This is a genomic window from Brevibacillus choshinensis, from assembly GCF_016811915.1.
Lineage (GTDB): Bacteria > Bacillota > Bacilli > Brevibacillales > Brevibacillaceae > Brevibacillus > Brevibacillus choshinensis_A.
Genome location: NZ_CP069127.1, coordinates 1,140,945 through 1,157,251, shown reverse-complemented (window position 1 = coordinate 1,157,251; position 16,307 = coordinate 1,140,945). Strand labels below are relative to the sequence as shown.

The 16,307-nt window shown below is 51.8% G+C and carries 19 protein-coding genes; 5 read left to right on the top strand and 14 right to left on the bottom strand.

The features are described from left to right. Window positions 1–26: 26 nt before the first annotated feature. The 4 genes from JNE38_RS06230 to JNE38_RS06215 form a co-directional block, all read right to left on the bottom strand. A complete protein-coding gene (locus JNE38_RS06230) occupies window positions 27–959 on the bottom strand; it encodes a 3-hydroxyacyl-CoA dehydrogenase family protein (RefSeq protein WP_203355742.1) in 933 nt (310 codons plus the stop codon). A gap of 150 nt (window positions 960–1,109) precedes the next feature. Next, the gene (locus tag JNE38_RS06225; RefSeq protein ID WP_238933572.1) at window positions 1,110–2,297 is read right to left on the bottom strand and encodes an MFS transporter; all 1,188 of its coding nucleotides are present in this window, start codon (window positions 2,295–2,297) and stop codon (window positions 1,110–1,112) included. Window positions 2,298–2,448: 151 nt separating this feature from the next. Further along, window positions 2,449–3,870: a SpoVR family protein gene (locus JNE38_RS06220; RefSeq protein ID WP_203355741.1), complete on the bottom strand. Its 1,422-nt coding sequence runs from the start codon at window positions 3,868–3,870 to the stop codon at window positions 2,449–2,451. 163 nt (window positions 3,871–4,033) lie between these two features. Next, window positions 4,034–4,216 carry a hypothetical protein gene (locus tag JNE38_RS06215; protein ID WP_203355740.1) on the bottom strand — a complete coding sequence of 61 codons (183 nt, stop codon included), beginning with the start codon at window positions 4,214–4,216 and terminating at the stop codon, window positions 4,034–4,036. Between the two features lie 211 nt (window positions 4,217–4,427). On the opposite strand from JNE38_RS06215, the gene JNE38_RS06210 reads away from it, so the two are divergent. The 3 genes from JNE38_RS06210 (at window position 4,428) to helD (ending at window position 8,115) form a co-directional block, all read left to right on the top strand. Continuing rightward, a complete protein-coding gene (locus JNE38_RS06210) occupies window positions 4,428–4,802 on the top strand; it encodes a DUF423 domain-containing protein (protein WP_203355739.1) in 375 nt (124 codons plus the stop codon). 124 nt (window positions 4,803–4,926) lie between these two features. Beyond that, on the top strand, window positions 4,927–5,541 hold the full coding sequence (locus JNE38_RS06205; protein WP_203355738.1) for a DUF6143 family protein: 615 nt from the start codon (window positions 4,927–4,929) through the stop codon (window positions 5,539–5,541). A gap of 222 nt (window positions 5,542–5,763) precedes the next feature. Beyond that, window positions 5,764–8,115 (top strand): RNA polymerase recycling motor HelD, encoded by a 2,352-nt coding sequence (helD, locus tag JNE38_RS06200; protein WP_203355737.1) that lies wholly within the window; start codon window positions 5,764–5,766, stop codon window positions 8,113–8,115. A gap of 46 nt (window positions 8,116–8,161) precedes the next feature. On the opposite strand, the gene JNE38_RS06195 is transcribed toward helD, so the two are convergent. Both JNE38_RS06195 and nadX read right to left on the bottom strand, forming a co-directional pair. Then, window positions 8,162–8,533 carry a DoxX family protein gene (locus JNE38_RS06195; RefSeq protein ID WP_203355736.1) on the bottom strand — a complete coding sequence of 124 codons (372 nt, stop codon included), beginning with the start codon at window positions 8,531–8,533 and terminating at the stop codon, window positions 8,162–8,164. A gap of 71 nt (window positions 8,534–8,604) precedes the next feature. Further along, entirely contained in the window at window positions 8,605–9,411 is an 807-nt protein-coding gene (gene nadX, locus JNE38_RS06190; protein WP_203355735.1) for an aspartate dehydrogenase, read from the bottom strand. A gap of 134 nt (window positions 9,412–9,545) precedes the next feature. Here nadX and JNE38_RS06185 point away from each other — a divergent pair, with 134 nt between their 5' ends. Together JNE38_RS06185 and JNE38_RS06180 are read left to right on the top strand one after the other, a co-directional pair. After that, window positions 9,546–9,881: a 2Fe-2S iron-sulfur cluster-binding protein gene (locus JNE38_RS06185; RefSeq protein ID WP_203355734.1), complete on the top strand. Its 336-nt coding sequence runs from the start codon at window positions 9,546–9,548 to the stop codon at window positions 9,879–9,881. Between the two features lie 187 nt (window positions 9,882–10,068). Beyond that, the gene (locus tag JNE38_RS06180) at window positions 10,069–10,569 is read left to right on the top strand and encodes a GNAT family N-acetyltransferase (RefSeq protein ID WP_203355733.1); all 501 of its coding nucleotides are present in this window, start codon (window positions 10,069–10,071) and stop codon (window positions 10,567–10,569) included. Window positions 10,570–10,869: 300 nt separating this feature from the next. Here JNE38_RS06180 and JNE38_RS06175 read toward each other — a convergent pair whose 3' ends face one another. The 8 genes from JNE38_RS06175 to JNE38_RS06140 all read right to left on the bottom strand — a co-directional run bounded on the left by JNE38_RS06175 (window position 10,870) and on the right by JNE38_RS06140 (window position 16,260). Beyond that, complete coding sequence (locus JNE38_RS06175; RefSeq protein WP_203355732.1) at window positions 10,870–11,169, bottom strand: hypothetical protein; 300 nt, start codon at window positions 11,167–11,169, stop codon at window positions 10,870–10,872. 49 nt (window positions 11,170–11,218) lie between these two features. Further along, window positions 11,219–11,503 (bottom strand): 2Fe-2S iron-sulfur cluster-binding protein, encoded by a 285-nt coding sequence (locus JNE38_RS06170; protein WP_203355731.1) that lies wholly within the window; start codon window positions 11,501–11,503, stop codon window positions 11,219–11,221. A gap of 42 nt (window positions 11,504–11,545) precedes the next feature. Next, window positions 11,546–12,223 carry a GntR family transcriptional regulator gene (locus tag JNE38_RS06165; protein ID WP_203355730.1) on the bottom strand — a complete coding sequence of 226 codons (678 nt, stop codon included), beginning with the start codon at window positions 12,221–12,223 and terminating at the stop codon, window positions 11,546–11,548. Window positions 12,224–12,310: 87 nt separating this feature from the next. Then, window positions 12,311–12,841: a chromate transporter gene (locus tag JNE38_RS06160; RefSeq protein ID WP_203355729.1), complete on the bottom strand. Its 531-nt coding sequence runs from the start codon at window positions 12,839–12,841 to the stop codon at window positions 12,311–12,313. Beyond that, window positions 12,838–13,428 (bottom strand): chromate transporter, encoded by a 591-nt coding sequence (locus tag JNE38_RS06155; RefSeq protein WP_203355728.1) that lies wholly within the window; start codon window positions 13,426–13,428, stop codon window positions 12,838–12,840. Before JNE38_RS06155 ends, JNE38_RS06160 begins: the two co-directional genes overlap by 4 nt. Before the next feature lie 53 nt (window positions 13,429–13,481). Continuing rightward, window positions 13,482–13,955 (bottom strand): GlcG/HbpS family heme-binding protein, encoded by a 474-nt coding sequence (locus tag JNE38_RS06150; protein ID WP_203355727.1) that lies wholly within the window; start codon window positions 13,953–13,955, stop codon window positions 13,482–13,484. A gap of 32 nt (window positions 13,956–13,987) precedes the next feature. Further along, window positions 13,988–15,454 carry an aldehyde dehydrogenase family protein gene (locus JNE38_RS06145; RefSeq protein WP_203355726.1) on the bottom strand — a complete coding sequence of 489 codons (1,467 nt, stop codon included), beginning with the start codon at window positions 15,452–15,454 and terminating at the stop codon, window positions 13,988–13,990. A 95-nt stretch (window positions 15,455–15,549) separates the two neighbouring features. Continuing rightward, window positions 15,550–16,260, bottom strand: coding sequence for an iron-containing redox enzyme family protein (locus JNE38_RS06140; RefSeq protein ID WP_203355725.1), 711 nt, complete (start codon window positions 16,258–16,260; stop codon window positions 15,550–15,552). Window positions 16,261–16,307 lie beyond the last annotated feature (47 nt).

Here is a 16,307-nt window from a genome sequence, read left to right as displayed (position 1 = left end):
CTACCCTCCCCGCCGCGCAAACGCCCTTACCCGCGCTTCATTTTGCCCAGCCGGATAAATTGTTCGTCGCGCTCTTTCCATTTTTCCTCTACGGAAGTATCTGCATACGAATAAATGCCTGAACCTGTTTTGGTGCCAAGCTCGCCTTTTGCCACCAGCTCTTCGATGAGGGCCGGTGCACTCTGCGAGGCATCCAGTACAGGCGCCAGATTTTCAATCACTCGCTTCCACGTATCCAGCCCGCCAAAGTCAGCCGTTTCGATCGGACCGACAAAAGCCCACCGGAATCCGATCCCATCCTTCATGACTGTATCGATTTCCCGTGCATCGGCCACGCCTTCCTTCAGCAAGTGAAAGGCTTCTCTCATCAGGGCAGCCTGCAGGCGGTTGGCGACAAAGCCGGGTACGTCCTTTTTCAAAAGAACGGGCGATTTGCCAATTTGGACCATGAGATCCATGACGGTAGATACAACCTCGTCCGACGTGCTTTCATGCCGGACGATTTCCACGAGTGGAACGAGCTGAGCCGGATTGAAAAAATGAGTAATGATGAATCGATGCGGTGTTTTTGCTCTTTCAATCAATCGGGCAACCGAAAAAGTAGAGGTATTGGAAGCAATAATAGCATCTTCCTTTGCCAAATGCTCCAATTTTTCAAACAGCTCCCATTTCATTTCGATTACTTCCGGGATCGCTTCCGTAATGACGTCTGCCTCTGCGACGGCTGCACGCAGATCGGTAGTCAAAACAATTCGCTCCAGAGCATCCTGCTTGGCTAGCTCGGTGATTACTTGTTCGCTCACGAGGAGGGACAAGCTGTTCTCGATACTATTTTTTGCTTTGCTCAAGAATTCTTCTTTTAAGTCGTAGAGAGAGACGGTGTATCCAGCCAGCGCATACTCCTGGGCAATCCCATGGCCCATAACGCCAGATCCAATGACTGCTGCATGTTTTGCCATATATGGTTCCTCCTGAGATGTGCGTGATCGATGTTTGCTCGAAAGCGTTTGCAAAAAGTCCAATCAGTTGGTCACGACTACTTCAACACTACCTCTTCACGGATACAAAAACGTTACAAATGCACGACTCTCCATGGACTTGCGCTCGAGCTATCCATTGTTTTCTACAGGAGCTGCTGCTGTTCGTAGTGCTCGCAAACAGAGCGGTGTGACAAGCGTGCCGATGGCGATAACCGTGAACGCTCCTCCCCAGTGCCCGTAATCGAGAGCCATGCCGAACACTGCCGGAGATATAATGGTAAAGCTGAATCCCAGAACGGATTGGACGCCCAGTGCGATGCCGAGAACCTCGGGGTCGGTCATATCGGCAATGGATTTGTTGTAGATGGGAGAATCGGCAATGATTGTGAAGCCATAGAGAAGAGCGACACTCCCCACGATCCATACGGGAAAGGAAATCATCCACCCAATGGAAAAGGAGCACGCAATGCTGAGCCAAATGAACAGGCGAATAGCTCGCACGTTCCCCCAACGATCGGACAGCTTTCCTCCGTAATAGGTGGCGATCCCGCCGACCATGACAATGATGGAAGCCGTCAGATTTCCCCAGGATAGCGCATCCGATATTCCTTTTTGCTGAAAATAATACACCATGAACGGTCCAATCCATGCCCACATCGCATACAGTTCCCAGCAATGTCCGGCATAGCTGAAATTGACCAACAAATTTCTTTTTGCGACGATTTTTTTAAGCAGCGCCTTTGTGACAGGTGTCGAAGAAAGCGTGACCTCGGGAATGCGCGACATCAGAATCAGACCACACGATAAAATGGCTGCGCACGAAGTGACCACGATGACCCCCTGCCACCCCCAGGCATTCAGCAGCATGCCTGACACAAACAAGGAAAACCCCGATCCAACCACAAGGGAACCGACGAATACGCCCATCGCTTTTCCCCTGGACGCAGGCGGAGATAATTGCGCCACGATCTTCATTCCCGGCACATACACACCTGCAATCCCAATCCCCGAAAGGAGACGCAGGACCAGGGCAGACCAGAATCCTTCCGCTACGCTAGCAAATAACAAGCCACTCATCCCTGCAACGAGCGACCCATAAGCAAACGAATACTTCGGATTGTACTTATCACTGGCAAAGCTGTAAAAAATGACAGCCAGCACGTAGCCAAGATGAAAGGTCGCAACGATGATCCCTGACTGGGTAGATGACAGCTCCCACTGTCGCTGGACTACAGGCATGATGGCAGAGAAGTTAAACCACACTTGCATCGATAGAAACTGTGCGATCGATAGGATCCATAGCACACGCTGGTTCACACGAGCCTCTCCCTCCCATAGAAGTATTGGTAAGAATAGAATGTACAAAATTTTTTCGCTGGCAGTGATAGTAATTCCTGTTCGTACAAAGATCGAACAAAAAAAAGCCGCAAACCCGGTTCCTGCACCGAGCTTGCGGCCTTTCTCTTCCCTACAAAAACCGACGATGCACTTTCTTCCCGTCGTATGTGAATAAGACCTGACGATCCTCAATGACCGTCTCCAGATGCACGTTTTTCCCCCACAGCGTATAGACGTAAGGCAACGTTTTTTCCACGTACTTCACATCGAGCTCCAGGCCCTCGAAGTGGTGCTTCAGGTACATCTCCCCGGATCGCAAATAATCTCCGTCGTGGACCATGACGTACGGGAAGCCGCCATTGACCCGCGTGCCGGCCAGCCCGTCTCGCACCTGCTCCCATTGTTTGTCCGTGACGATCCAGTCGTTGCCTTGCTTCCCGAACATATACAGATCCAGATCGCTCACCAAATCCTTGGTCAAGAAGTTGCTGAGAAAGCTGATGTCCGATTCCAGCTCGCGCACTTCAAAAATTTTCGCGCGCCCCTCTCCCGGCTTGCGCCCAAACCGCTCCTGCTCTTCCTTGGTCGGCTTATCCCAGCGGCGTTCGATATCTTCGAAAATTTTCAACCCCAAATGATACGGATTAATGCTCGTGGTCGATGGCTGGATGACAGAGGAGTGCAGCTTGGCAAATTCAATCGTCTCGGACTCGCTCAGCTCCATTTCCCGAAGGATGCGCATGTGCCAGTAGGTCGCCCAGCCTTCGTTCATGATCTTCGTCTCCATCTGAGGCCAGAAATAGAGCATCTCGTCGCGGATGATGGTCAGCACATCCCGTTGCCAGTCTTCCAGAATGGTGCTGTATTCCATGACGAACAGCAGCAGGTCTTTTTCAGGCGACGGCGGAAACTTGCGCACCTGCTTTACCTGATCGACTTCCTGCTTCTCCTTGCGATCCAGTCCCCACAGATCGTCGTATGGGGAGTGACGCTCTGCTTTTCCTTTTTTGACTGGCTCATCCGGTTCTCGCTTCCAGCGCAGCTTGGGCCGCAGCAAACTCGGATCGATATGCTCCTGAATGGCCAGGCTCGCATCGAGGAGATTCTCCACCGCTTCCTTGCCGTATTCGATCTCGTATTGACGGATGCGCTCCGAGCTCGCCGCCATGGACTCTACCATGTCTCGATTCGTATTGGAGAAACGCATGTTGTTCTTGAAAAAGTCGCAGTGCGCCAAGACGTGGGCGACGATCAGCTTGTTCTGAATCAATGAGTTGCCATCCAGCAAAAAGGCGTAGCAAGGATTCGAATTGATCACCAGCTCGTAAATTTTGCTCAGGTTGAGATCGTACGACAGTTTCATGCGATAAAACGATTTGCCAAAGCTCCAATGCGAAAAGCGCGTCGGCATTCCGTAAGCACCAAACGTATAGATGATATCCGCCGGGCAGATTTCGTAGCGCATCGGATAAAAATCAAGGTTGAACCCCTTGGCAATCTCGGTAATTTCATCAATCGACCGCTCCAGCTCTTTGCGTTCTTCGTTGGTCAATGCCCTTCCCCTCCCATTTGCCAAAGCCTATTTTATATATATGGAGAAAGACGACAAAAGAAGCCAGCATTCCAGAAAAGTGCAGCTGACTTTCCCAATTTTTCTCGGGTGCAAAAAGGCATCCCCTATCAAGGAGACGCCTCGTTGCTTGAATTGAGCCGAATTATTTTTGGAACCAGTCACGCACGCTAGTATAAATCAGTGCACCTGAGAAGACCAGCATCGCGATCAAGCCGATTCCATCCACGATCGGATTCAGTCCGTTCAGGAAAGTACCGTCGAGCGGAGCTTTCAGCAAAGCATAGCCACCAAGAAGACCGCCAGCAAGAGAGACCCATTTGTTCATGTACAATCACCTCCCGACGCAGCTCCAGTAAGGGTTGGCACTGCGTACTACAAATTATGTCGGGAGTTGACAAGCGGTCTGTACGCGTGTCCAGCAATCTGTCATCAAATTGCAATTGGGCAATGCACGTCCAATTGGAGTAAAATAGATTCGATCACGACGGATAGACGCAAGCTTTTGGCAAAGCTTACATAAAAGGAGAGAATGACTCATGAAACTGTTTCTGCTGCTCGGCAGCATCAGCGGCTTTTTGTCTGTCGCACTGGGAGCTTTTGGAGCCCATGCCCTGAAAGAAAAACTGGACGAGTACTCCCTCGGCATTTTCCACACGGGGGTGACCTACCAAACGACGCATGCACTGGCCATGATTCTGGTCGCCCTGCTGATCAAATGGTATCCGGATTCAGCTGGATTGACTTGGGCTGGGTGGTGCTTTGTGTTGGGTACCATCATCTTTTCTGGTAGCCTGTACGCGCTGGCGATGTCCGGTGTCAAAGTGCTGGGTGCCATTACCCCGATCGGCGGCCTGCTGTTCCTCGTAGGCTGGGCCTTGCTCGCCATTCATGCCTGGAAAGCTGTCTCGTAATTTCATTCCCATGACAAATGCCCGATCCCTGCGCATAGCAGCGATCGGGCATTTTTACTCGCCGCACCCCTCTTGGGCGATTGCCATATGCTGTAGAGTTACCACACCCAAAGGAGAGGAACCAATGGCAAAGTCCTCCTTTAATCAATCCCCTTATTATTACGGCATGCCAGATGTCTACATGCAGATGGGCTACTATCCGTTCCCGACCCCGCCCGCTACAGAGCAGCTGCCCCGGCATGCCTACATTCCCTATCCCATGTCAATGGCCTCCCAGTGCAAGTACTTTCTCGGTCAAACGGAAAAAGTAACGGTCGGCCCGGGCGGCCAAGGCTTTGGAGCTTTGTCAAACCCCGTTCGCTCCGGCGCCCTTTTATATGTACAGGACTGGCATGTGACCAACCTCTCGGAGCATCCGCTGGAGGTGCAATTCTGGTTCGGGAAAACAGAATCCATCGCGGGAGCCAGCTCCGCCGCCATTACCTCCGGCTTTGCACAGCTTTCCTCCTGTCCTCCTTCCCAAGGAAAGCTCCTTTTTTCTCAGAGTGAGTCCGATTTGCCTCGCGGAGGCACCATCGCCACCACCAGAATTGTTCCACCCCTGAGTACGGTAGGTGCGCAAATCGACGGACAATGGATTCTCGGGCCTGGCATGTCTCTGATGGCCCATGTACCAGCATCCGAGAAAAACGCAGTCTTCCTTTTTTCGATGGGCTGGTGGGAACAGCCTGTCTTCTGAACAGAGAATTAAAAAAGCGGAGTGCCTGCGCACCCCGCTCCATTTTTATAGAAATAACACTGCTATGCATGTTGAAACACCAAGTTCCCTATGATAGAATGGGAATTGGTCTTTCGATGCATCAGATATTCAAAATCATTTTTACCCAATATTATCTTATCACACATCAAGAGCGGTTGTCAAACCCTATCGACAAAAATGGGCCCAAAAAGGAGCGGTATCATGAGCGAAGCTGACCAAGACAGACTGAAGGAAGAGCAGCGGGTAGAGCAGGTTGTTGCCGAGATTAAGAGACAGATAGGTGGCCTGCAGGAGCATGTCACAGAAATCAGTGCTGACATCGTAGGCATCCGCAAGCATTTTTGGGACGATGTCACCGTCAACTTTGAGGATGCTACCGAAGCGGCCGAAACGTATGCCAGCATCAAACAGCAAGCCGAGGTATTATCGGAGCGCGAGCGCGTCCATCGCCACGCCCATAATCAGCTGCGGACGCTGAAGCGCTTGGTGCAATCCCCCTATTTCGGAAGGATTGACTTTCGCGAAGAGACAGAACCGAAAGCAGATCCCATTTATTTAGGAATCGCCTCTCTGCTTGATGAGCGTGAGGAGCAATTTTTGGTGTACGACTGGCGAGCGCCCATCTCCAGCCTGTACTACGATTACGCTCCTGGACCAGCCGTGTACGAGACCCCAAGCGGAACCGTCTCGGGTGAAATCACTTGCAAACGACAGTATGTCATTCGCGATGGAAAGCTGCTTCATTTGTTTGACACCGGCGTGACGATCGGCGATGAGCTTTTGCAGGAAGTGCTCGGCAAACATGCGGACTCGCAAATGAAGAGCATCGTCGCCACGATCCAACGAGATCAAAACCGCATCATTCGCAACGAACGCAGTCGCCTCGTCATCGTCTCCGGTGCCGCTGGCAGCGGAAAAACCTCCGCTGCCCTGCAGCGAATCGCCTACCTGCTGTACCGTTACCGCAAGACGCTGCGCGCCGAACAAATCGTGCTGTTTTCTCCCAACTCGCTTTTCAACAGCTACATTTCCACAGTGCTGCCAGAGCTGGGGGAAGAAAACATGCAGCAGACGACCTTCCAGGACTATGCGGAGCATCGGCTCGGCTCGACCTTTTCGCTGGAGCACCCGCTTGCCCAGATGGAATATGTGCTTACGGCCATGGAAGAGAACGGCTATGCAGGACGTCTGGAAGGCATCCGGATCAAAACCTCTCCGCGCTTCATGCGGGCGATCGATGACTACGCAGCTCTTCTCAAGGAAAAGGGAATTCAATTTCGCCCGATCACTTTTCGAGACAGGGTCATCATCCGTGCGGAGCGCATTCGCGAGCAATTTTACGCCATGGACCCCTCCATTTCCATCCCCAACCGGATGGCTCTGCTCGCAAGATGGCTGCTTGGCGAGCTGAAAAAACAGGAACGCCTGGAACGCAACAAACCATGGGTAGAAGATGAGCTGGAGCTTTTGGACAAAGATGCATTTGTCGCGGCCTATCAGGAGCTGCGCCGGCAAAATCAGTTCCGGGAAGATACCTTCAATGATTTTGATCGGGAGCAAGAGCTGCTCGCTGCTAAAATCGTGAAAAAGCAATTTCAGCCTCTGCGCCAGTTTGTTCGGGAGCTGGCATTCATTGATGCTGCAGCTACCTATCGTCAGCTTTTTTCGGATTCCGAGCTCGCTCACGCTGTTTTTTGCGCTGCTGAAAGGCCGCCGATGTGGGATGAGATCTGCAGGCAAACCTTGGAAAGACTGGATCATCACGAGCTGACATACGAGGACACGCCGCCGTTTCTGTACCTGCTGGAAAAACTGGAGGGCTTTCAGACGAACAACATCGTCCGGCATGTCTTCATCGATGAAGCCCAGGACTACTCTCCCTTCCAGTTTGCCCTTTTGCAAAGACTCTTCCCCCGCGCCAAAATGACCGTGCTGGGCGACTGGAATCAAGCGATTTACGCTCATGCCTACCAGAGCTCGAGCTTCGAGGCGGTCGCTTCGCTCTATGAGCCTGAGCAAACCGAAACATTCGTGCTGACCAAGAGCTATCGCTCCACGGAACCGATCGTCACCTTTACCCGCCAGCTGGTACCGGGCGGCGAGAGCATCGAGCCCTTCCATCGGGCCGGTCGCAAGCCAAGTGTGACGATCGTAGCCGATTCCGATCGGTTGACTGAAAAGATCGCAGCAAAAATCAAAGAATTGCAGGCCGACGGGCATCAAGCCATCGCTGTCATAACCAAGACGGCAGCAGAAGCACAGGAGGCGTATGAACGCTTGCGTGACAAGCTGGAGATACGCATGATCGGCACCAAAGCGATTTCCTATGAGACCGGGGCCTTGATCATCCCGTCTTACTTGGCCAAAGGGGTTGAGTTTGACGCGGTCCTTATCTACGATGCGTCATCGGAGCGTTATCAGCTGGAGAACGAACGAAAGCTGTTTTACACGGCCTGTACCCGCGCCATGCATGAATTGCATCTGTACAGCGTCGGTGCCATAAGTCCGTTCCTCTCCACCGTAACTGAGGATAGTTATGAGCTCATCCCCTAGTGGTGTCCTTTACGAAAAAGAGACCCGGCTGGCGCTCCAATAGCGTTCAGTCAGGTCTCTTTTCTCCTTTTTTCAGCCCCACGTACCCCGCGACAGCGAGCAAAATGAGATTGAACTCGTATCCGCTTTTTCCTCCCTGACTCATGAAGCCGTGCTCCCATTTCACCGTGATGATCGCACCTGCCATGATCACAGCCAGCGACCAAGCTGCCCAGCGAGACCAGATCCCCAGGATCAAGGCGAGCCCCCCCACGGTCTCTACGATCATCACCGGATAGGCTAGCCATGGGGGCAGTCCGAGATCGCCAAACATGGCAGCGACCACCGCCATGCCTTTTTGCAGCTTGGCTGCGCCATGCACGAGAAAGATGATGCCGGTCACGATCCGCAGAGCGACAAATGCCTTTTTTTCTGCCATCTTGTCTCCCTCCTCCCCACTACCATATGCCGGGAGAAGGACAAACAGATCAGGCAATAACCTTCTTACTCCTATACGCCGATGACAAAGTGGGAAGCCCGATCACGCAAAGTCTTCATGACGCTCATCGCAACGATATAGCCGGTCTTCGGATTGCGTGCAGACGGCGTGTTCTGGATTTGCAGCTTGATTTGGCCAAACTTTCCTCTGGCTTCAATCTCATGCGTATTGCTCGTAATATGCGGATCTACGAAGACTTTTACTTTTGTCCGATCAAATCCGATGCCCGCAAGGCTCAAGGCAGCCGACACGTTTACGCTCTCCGGGAAAAGTCTTGCCGAATCTCTGGCCACCCCATCGAAAGCGCAGTAGGGCTCTGTCAGCTCTGCTAATGAAACCTGCTGCTCGATGATCGTTCCATACCAGGCTTTGGGCGGCTTCCTCGTAATGAGCGTCACTTCCTCCATCGGCCCAAGGCTGCCTGCCGCGATCCGGTCCAAGCCCCCAATGGCTGCTGAGGGGATAATGATCTTGCGGCCGTGTTCTGCTGCCATTTTCATCAGTCGATCTTGCAGCGCTTCATCCGCGAAAGCACCTACACTGACGATGATCAAATCCGCGCCATTCGCCAGGACCCTTTCTCCATACCGCTTGACCGCTTCATGTCCCGCCGATTCCACTACGAGATCGAATGGATGGGCAAAAAAGTCATCCTCCTGCTCCGTCATGAGTGATTGAAGCGATGCGGGCACCTGGTATTTGGATCGATCCCGCACCAGGATGGACGCTACCTGTATTCCTCCCACCGGATCTTGTCCGATTGCTTGCACGACATCCTCGCCTATCGTTCCGTAGCCAATGACTCCAATTTTGAGCATATACCCTCCTGTGAGCATGAATGATTTTACGAGATGACTTCTTTTTTCTATCATAACAAAAATATTGTATTTGGTATACCATAAACCAAACCTCTATGATATACTTGTTCTATAACCATGAGGGAGGGAAGCTTGTGCCATCTATCACTTTTCATACGTCAGGTAAGACTATTCAGGTGGATAAAGACGCGAATCTTCTGCGAACTTCCATTCGGTACGAGGGAGCCGTTCCATTCAAATGCGGCGGCGGACTATGCGGAACCTGTCGCGTACAGATTGTGGATGGGCAGGAAAACCTCAGCAGGGTCATGAAAAAAGAGGTTGATCGTTTGGGAAATGACAAGATTGCGCAGGGGTACCGTTTGGCATGCCAAACCTTTGTCACCGGAGATGTCACCGTTTCTTGGGGCGAAGAAGACGTGGACCGCCTGAACAAAATTGCCCAGAGACGGATTAACGCTGCGCAGTAAGCTGCTTCTCTTTTTCCGAATAGTTTGTCAAACAGATGCATTCCCAGGAACCATGGAGCGACGGGCGCTCTTTCCATGACGGTGTCCGGGGATGCATTTTTTTGTTTTAGGCTCTGTTAAACCATATTTGTCTATGAATCAAAATCTCTGTTACAATTATTTCAATTAATCACAAGAGGTGATTTTATTGGAAAATGAATCCACAAACGATGTCCTGTTACGGGATGTCATAGAGGATGATCTCCCCGTATTTTTCGTTCAGCAACTCGACTCGGCAGCCAACTATATGGCAGCTTTTACCACCAAGGACCCAACCGATCGGGATGCGTTCACTGCCCACTGGATCAAGATTTTTGGCGACAAAACGATCAAAAAAAAGACCATACTCTTCAAAGATCAAGTAGTTGGCCACATCTCGAGCTTTGAACAGTTTGGTTTGCCTGCAGTAAGTTATTGGATCGGAAAGGAATACTGGGGGAACGGAATCGCAACCAAGGCGCTTTTCCAGTTTTTAAGCGATATAGATGAGCGCCCCCTTTATGCACGTGCGGCCAAAGATAATATCGCCTCAATCCGTGTTTTACAAAAATGTGGTTTTCAGATATCTGGTGAGGACAAGGGGTTTTCTGACTCACGCGGTGAAGAGGTTGAAGAATTTATTTTGATCCTAGACAAGAATGACCAGTAATAGACTTTTTAGCCTGTGCCTAAGATCGTTGTGGAAACGAATGTTCACGGGATTTCCGTTTGGTTGTGCATTTTTTGAAAGAAGGTCGTAGAAATGCCCGATGAAACGAAACCGTTCGCAAGAGAAGCATGTTTATAGGCGGAGCGACTGTGAAGTCCCTCTCAGCGACACTCACCTCTCCCATGCATGACGTAGCCCGGAGCGGAGAATGGAAGCAGGCTTCTCTCACTGCAGCCACTTTCTCGACAGCAAAAGGCACAGACGTTTTAGCCTGTGCCCCTGCCCTTGTCGCTCCATCTATCAATGCACCTTTACGATCTTACTGTCCCCGTCCTGATCCAGCTCATAAATTTCTTTCTCGATCTCAGCTGTCGTCTCGAATTTTGGGAATACCTTGAGCGGGATGCTGTTGTCCGGGAATACTTCCGACACACCTTGAATCACGATTCTCGTAACAGGGTTCTTAATTTTGCAAATCGAGAAGGTGGTCTTTTTCTTGCCAAAGAAATAGTATTCGTATGCGGAGACTACTTCCAGATCCGGATTTTCCGTCACGGTTTTGTACCGCTCCGTTGTGGACACCATAATGTATTCGCTCATCTTCAAACCCTCCAGTATTAGAATGTCATGATACAAGCCGTACTCGCGATTATTCCTGGCAGATCTCGATGTCTTCCTGGATGTAGAGCTGGCACGCCAATCGATAGCCCTGGCTAATTTTTTCCCCGAGCATTTTCGTTTCCTTCCAGTTCGGCTCAGGAAGAGCTTCTCCGCCTGCCAGTACTTTTACCGTGCATTTGGTACACTTGCCCATGCCACATCCGTACTTCAGATGAGGGAACTTTTTAACTCCGGCCAAAACGACCAAGTTGCTGTTCGCATTGATTTCTTGCTGGTATACTTGGCCGTTCTGATGTAAGATCACGTTCGGCATAGAAACACCTCCATCTGCAGTAAGAATGTGGGACAGTTTCTCCTATTGCTTGTCGAGCGCTTCCAGATACGCTCGTTTGGAATTCTCCAAATGAATCTTCGTCAAGCTCTCCACCAATTCAGCTTGCCCATTGTATACAGCCATCGCGATTTCCCGATGCTCTTCCATTGCCTTGCGCTGCCTGCCCGGGAGCTCGTATCCCAGGTGGACAAAGGCACGGATGTAATCAGACAGACCGTCCAGCATCTGTGTCAGCCGAGGACTTTGCGCAGCCCGAAAAATGACTTCATTAATATCAAAGTGAAAGTTCTTATATTCCTGGTTTACTTCCGACTTGGCAAACTCAGCGTCGATCTCATCGATGATCCGCTTCAGTTCCTCCCGAGCTTCCGGAGTGGCTTTTTGTGCGGCCATTTTCATCGCCAGGCTTTCCAGAGAGCCCAGAATTGTGAAAATTTCCACGACTTCCTCCGGAGTGAGCTGGGAAACGACAACGCCTTTGCGCGGCAAGGTTTTGACAAAGCCCTGGGATTCCAATCGGAACAAGGCTTCACGGATCGGAGTGCGGCTTACGTTAAGCTGATCCGCCAGCTCCCGCTCGATGATCCGTTCCCCCGATTTGTAGATTCCTTGCACGATCGCTTGCTTGATGTATTGATAGACCTTGTCCCGAATCGGACTCAATTCCTCGTCTTTCCAAATAACTGGCGCATCTGGCATCTGGTATACCTCCGAGAGTCGTTTTCCTTAGTTTAATCGATATGATTATCGATATACAACAACGCTTTCGAAGATATGCCCCCCGGACTATTGCAAAAAGACTCCCCCATAAATCAACGCACTCGCCACCACAATACCCGGATGGACCTTCAGCTTTTCCAGCAGGATGAGGCTGATCGCCGTGAGCGCGGCCGTTTGCCAGATTCCCGTTGCCTGATAGGCGCTCGCGAAAAACTGGAAGGCCAGCGTCCCCAAAAGTACCGCTACGATCGGGCGGACGATCTGCGTCATGGCCGATACCTGCGGCGAGTTTTTGAAGAGGTGCAGAAATTTGTACAGAATCACCATCGCGATCGCTGTCGGGGCTATGGTGGCAATCAGGGCGACGATCGCACCCGGTATGCCAGCAACCTGATAGCCGATATATCCCGCCAGCTTGGTCGCAATCGGACTTGGCAGCGCATTGCCTAGCGCGAGCACATCTCCGAATTGCTCGAGCGTCATCCAGCCGTAATGATCGACTACTTCTGCTTGCAGGAGGGGAATGATCGGCGGACCGCCACCGTAGCCCAAAATATTGGGGATGAAAAAGGCCCAAAATACTTGCAGCAGGATCATGCTGATATTCCCCTATCTGGCGAATCAGCCTGTTTTTTCTTTTTCTTTCGGACCAGATAGGTCGATTCGGTGAAGGCATATGCGAGAGCGATACCGATGAGCAGTCCCGGATTCAGATCCAAAAGGGCAAGTGCAACCAGAGAAACTATAGTCCAAGCCATCGTCCTGCTCTTGATCCAGCTCTTCCACGATTTCAGGAAAAACTCATAGGCCATGACAGCCATCATGACGCCGATCACAGGCTGCACACCATGCGTCATTCCTCCGACGATACCTGAATCCTTCAGCTTGTAGATGAGACTGAGGAGCAGGATCATCGCAATCAGCACCGGTATGACCATGGCTGCAATCGCAACGGCAGCCCCTGCGGCTCCCTTTACTTTATAGCCGATATACCCTGCCATTTTCGTCGCGATCGGTCCCGGCAGAGCGTTTCCCATAGCCAGCACGTCCGTGAATTCTTCGTCTGTCATCCATCGGTATTTCTGCACGGCTTCTACGTGAACGAGGGGGATCATCGTCGGCCCTCCGCCGTATCCCAGGATGCCGATTCGAAAAAAACCGACGAACAGATTCCAGAGCACCATCGATCCTCTCCACCTGCCTTTTCAATGACGTGTCACAGTCGTGCTATCTCCCACTACTTTTTGATGTCCGCTTGCGTCATCACTTCATAGTCGGTACCCAAATATTCCTGAAGGGCCCGCAAAGCTGCCGTACCCACAGCCGTATCCTGCTCGCCATTGCCTCCGCTGATGCCGACTCCACCGATCACTTCTCCATTTACGACGATCGGGAAGCCTCCCACGAAAATCGCAAATTTCCCTGGCAGCATCACGTGGATGCCGAATGCTTCACCGGTAGTTGTTGCCGGCCCGCCCGGTTGGTTGAACAGATGCGTGGAGCGTTTGTGACCGCTCGCCGTAAAGGCTTTGGCGATGGCGATCTCCGGTCCGGTGATCCGGCCCCCGTTCATCCGTTCCAGGGCAATCACGTAGCCCCCATCGTCGACAATGCAGATCGACTCCAATGCATTGACCTCTTCCGCCGCCTTTTTGGCCGCCTCAATCATGACTCTTGCTTCTTCTAACTCCAGCTTCATTACCGATTTCATCGCAGCTCATATCCTCCTGTACCCGTCTTTTTTCAGATGCCGTGATAGACGCTTTTGATTTGCGTATAGAACTCCAATGCTCCTCTGCCGGATTCGCGGTACGTAGCCGTGCTGGACATTTTGACACCGCCGAATGGCACGTGAGGCGCATTGCCCGTAGTCGGACGATTCACCTTGACCACACCGGACTGAATGCTGTTCACAAAATGCTGAATCCGGACTGGGTCCTGCGTGCAGATGGCTGCGGATAAGCCGTACTCGACGTTATTGGCAACCAGCATCGCCTCTTCAAAGGAAGTGACGCGAATGACAGAAATGACCGGGCCGAATATTTCCTCTTGGGCGATTCTCATCGAAGCAGCCACGTTCGTGAATACAGCCGGCTCGACAAAATAACCGTGTGCATACTCACCATCCGTCAGCTGTCCTCCCCCGTAAGCAAGAGTCGCTCCCTCTTCTTTGCCGATTTGGATATAGCCGAGCACGTTTTTCAGCTGGCTGGCATTTGCCAAAGGTCCGATTTCCACGCCCTGGCGGCAGCCGTTGCCGATGCTGAGCTTCTTGGTTTTTTCGATTAATGCCTGGACAAAGCGATCATGCACTTCCTCCATGACAATGACTCGGCTGGTACCTGTGCAGGCCTGGCCGGTCAGTTCAAACCCGCCCTTGATCGCCAGCTCGGCAGCCTGCTCGACATCTGCATCCTCCATGACGAGGAGAGGATTTTTCCCACCCAGCTCGAGCTGCACGCGAGTGGACAGTCGTACGGATCGCTGAATCGATTCTCCGGCACGGGTAGAGCCTGTAAACGTCACCGCTTTGACTGCGGGATGGGTGACGAGCGCATGGCCCGTTTGGGATGCCGATCCGGTAACGAAGTTGATCACGCCAGCCGGCAGTCCCGCCTCATGCAGCGCCTGAACCAGCCGCAAAGCAATCAGAGGCGTATCCGACGCTGGCTTGAAAACGACCGTGTTGCCTGTCACCAGCGCTGGAGCTATTTTTCGAACCGGAATGGAGATAGGAAAATTCCATGGTGTGATCACGATGACTACACCGAGCGGCTCTTTTTTGGTGTAGATCGAGATCGACGGGTCTTCTGACGGGAGCGTTTCTCCGGAAATGTTCAGTCCCTCGAATGCGTAGTAGCGCAAAGTTTGGGCGGAGCGTTTGACTTCCATCCTGCTGCTGGCGAGCGTCTTCCCTTCTTCTCGGGTCAGCTCGAGCGCGTACTGCTCCAGTCCCGCTTCCAGCAAGTCAGCTGCTTTGTACAGGATTTCGGCGCGTTTGCTCGGCGAGACATTGCGCCAGGTCTGGAAAGCACGATCGGCAGACTCCATCGCTGCGATCACATCCGCTTCCACTGAAGCCTGAAAGCGCCCCACGATGTCCGCCGCATCTGCCGGATTCGTGCTTTCAAAGGTGACGTTGCTTATGGAATCCACCCATTCACCGTTGATCAGGTTTTTGAAGGTTTGTACGGACGTTTCAATTGCCATGGTGAGCCCCTTTCGTTCGCATAATGGGGGTGTATTTAAAGGAATACCCGAGAAGATAGTCATTCTCGGGTATGTTGAATGCTATGGAAGACAGACTATTCTAAACAGAATTCACGTGAGATGGCCGCGATGTACATTCTGCGCATTTTCGTCGCTTCTTTCACGATCTCGATGCAGCGCTGTTGATCTTCCGGCGTTCTGGCGTATTCCAGAACGATTTGATAGCCGCGCTCGCCGTGGATCTCATCGGAGACGATGTGCAGATCGAAGAATTCCACTTCTTCGTCGGTAAAGCCGTATTTCTCGCGGAGAACAGGAGTCTGTCTGCGGTAAATCGCAGGGACTTGAGATTCGAGACCGACAACCAGCGCTGCCGTTGCGAACAAGAAGTTTTCTTTGAATGCCATGCGATAGCACCAGGATTGCAGGCCGATTGTTTCTGGCAGCAGATGCTCCATCGATTCCACACGCTCGCGAGTCGTGCCGCAGGCTTCCCCGAAACGGATCAAAAGGTCCGTGTGGCGATCTCCTCCCAGCTCTTCCTCCCACATGTTTTGGAGCAGGAAGTCTCTTGCGTCCTCATGCGGGCAGTTTGCATAGATGTAAGCGAGATACTCTGCAAATGGACCCACATATGCGTAATGCTGTTCTACCCAAGCGGCAAAGTGCTCTTTCTTCAATTCTCCGTTTGCCCACATGGTCGTGAAAGGCGCCTTCGCAACCGCATTTCCTTCAATCGCTTGTTCCAAAGCATAGCGGAATTCTTCTTTGTTCATCAAAGCGGGTTTTGTCAATGTTTCTGCCATCTAAAAGCACTCCTCTCAAAATGTAAAAATGTAGGGTGAGTAGATTT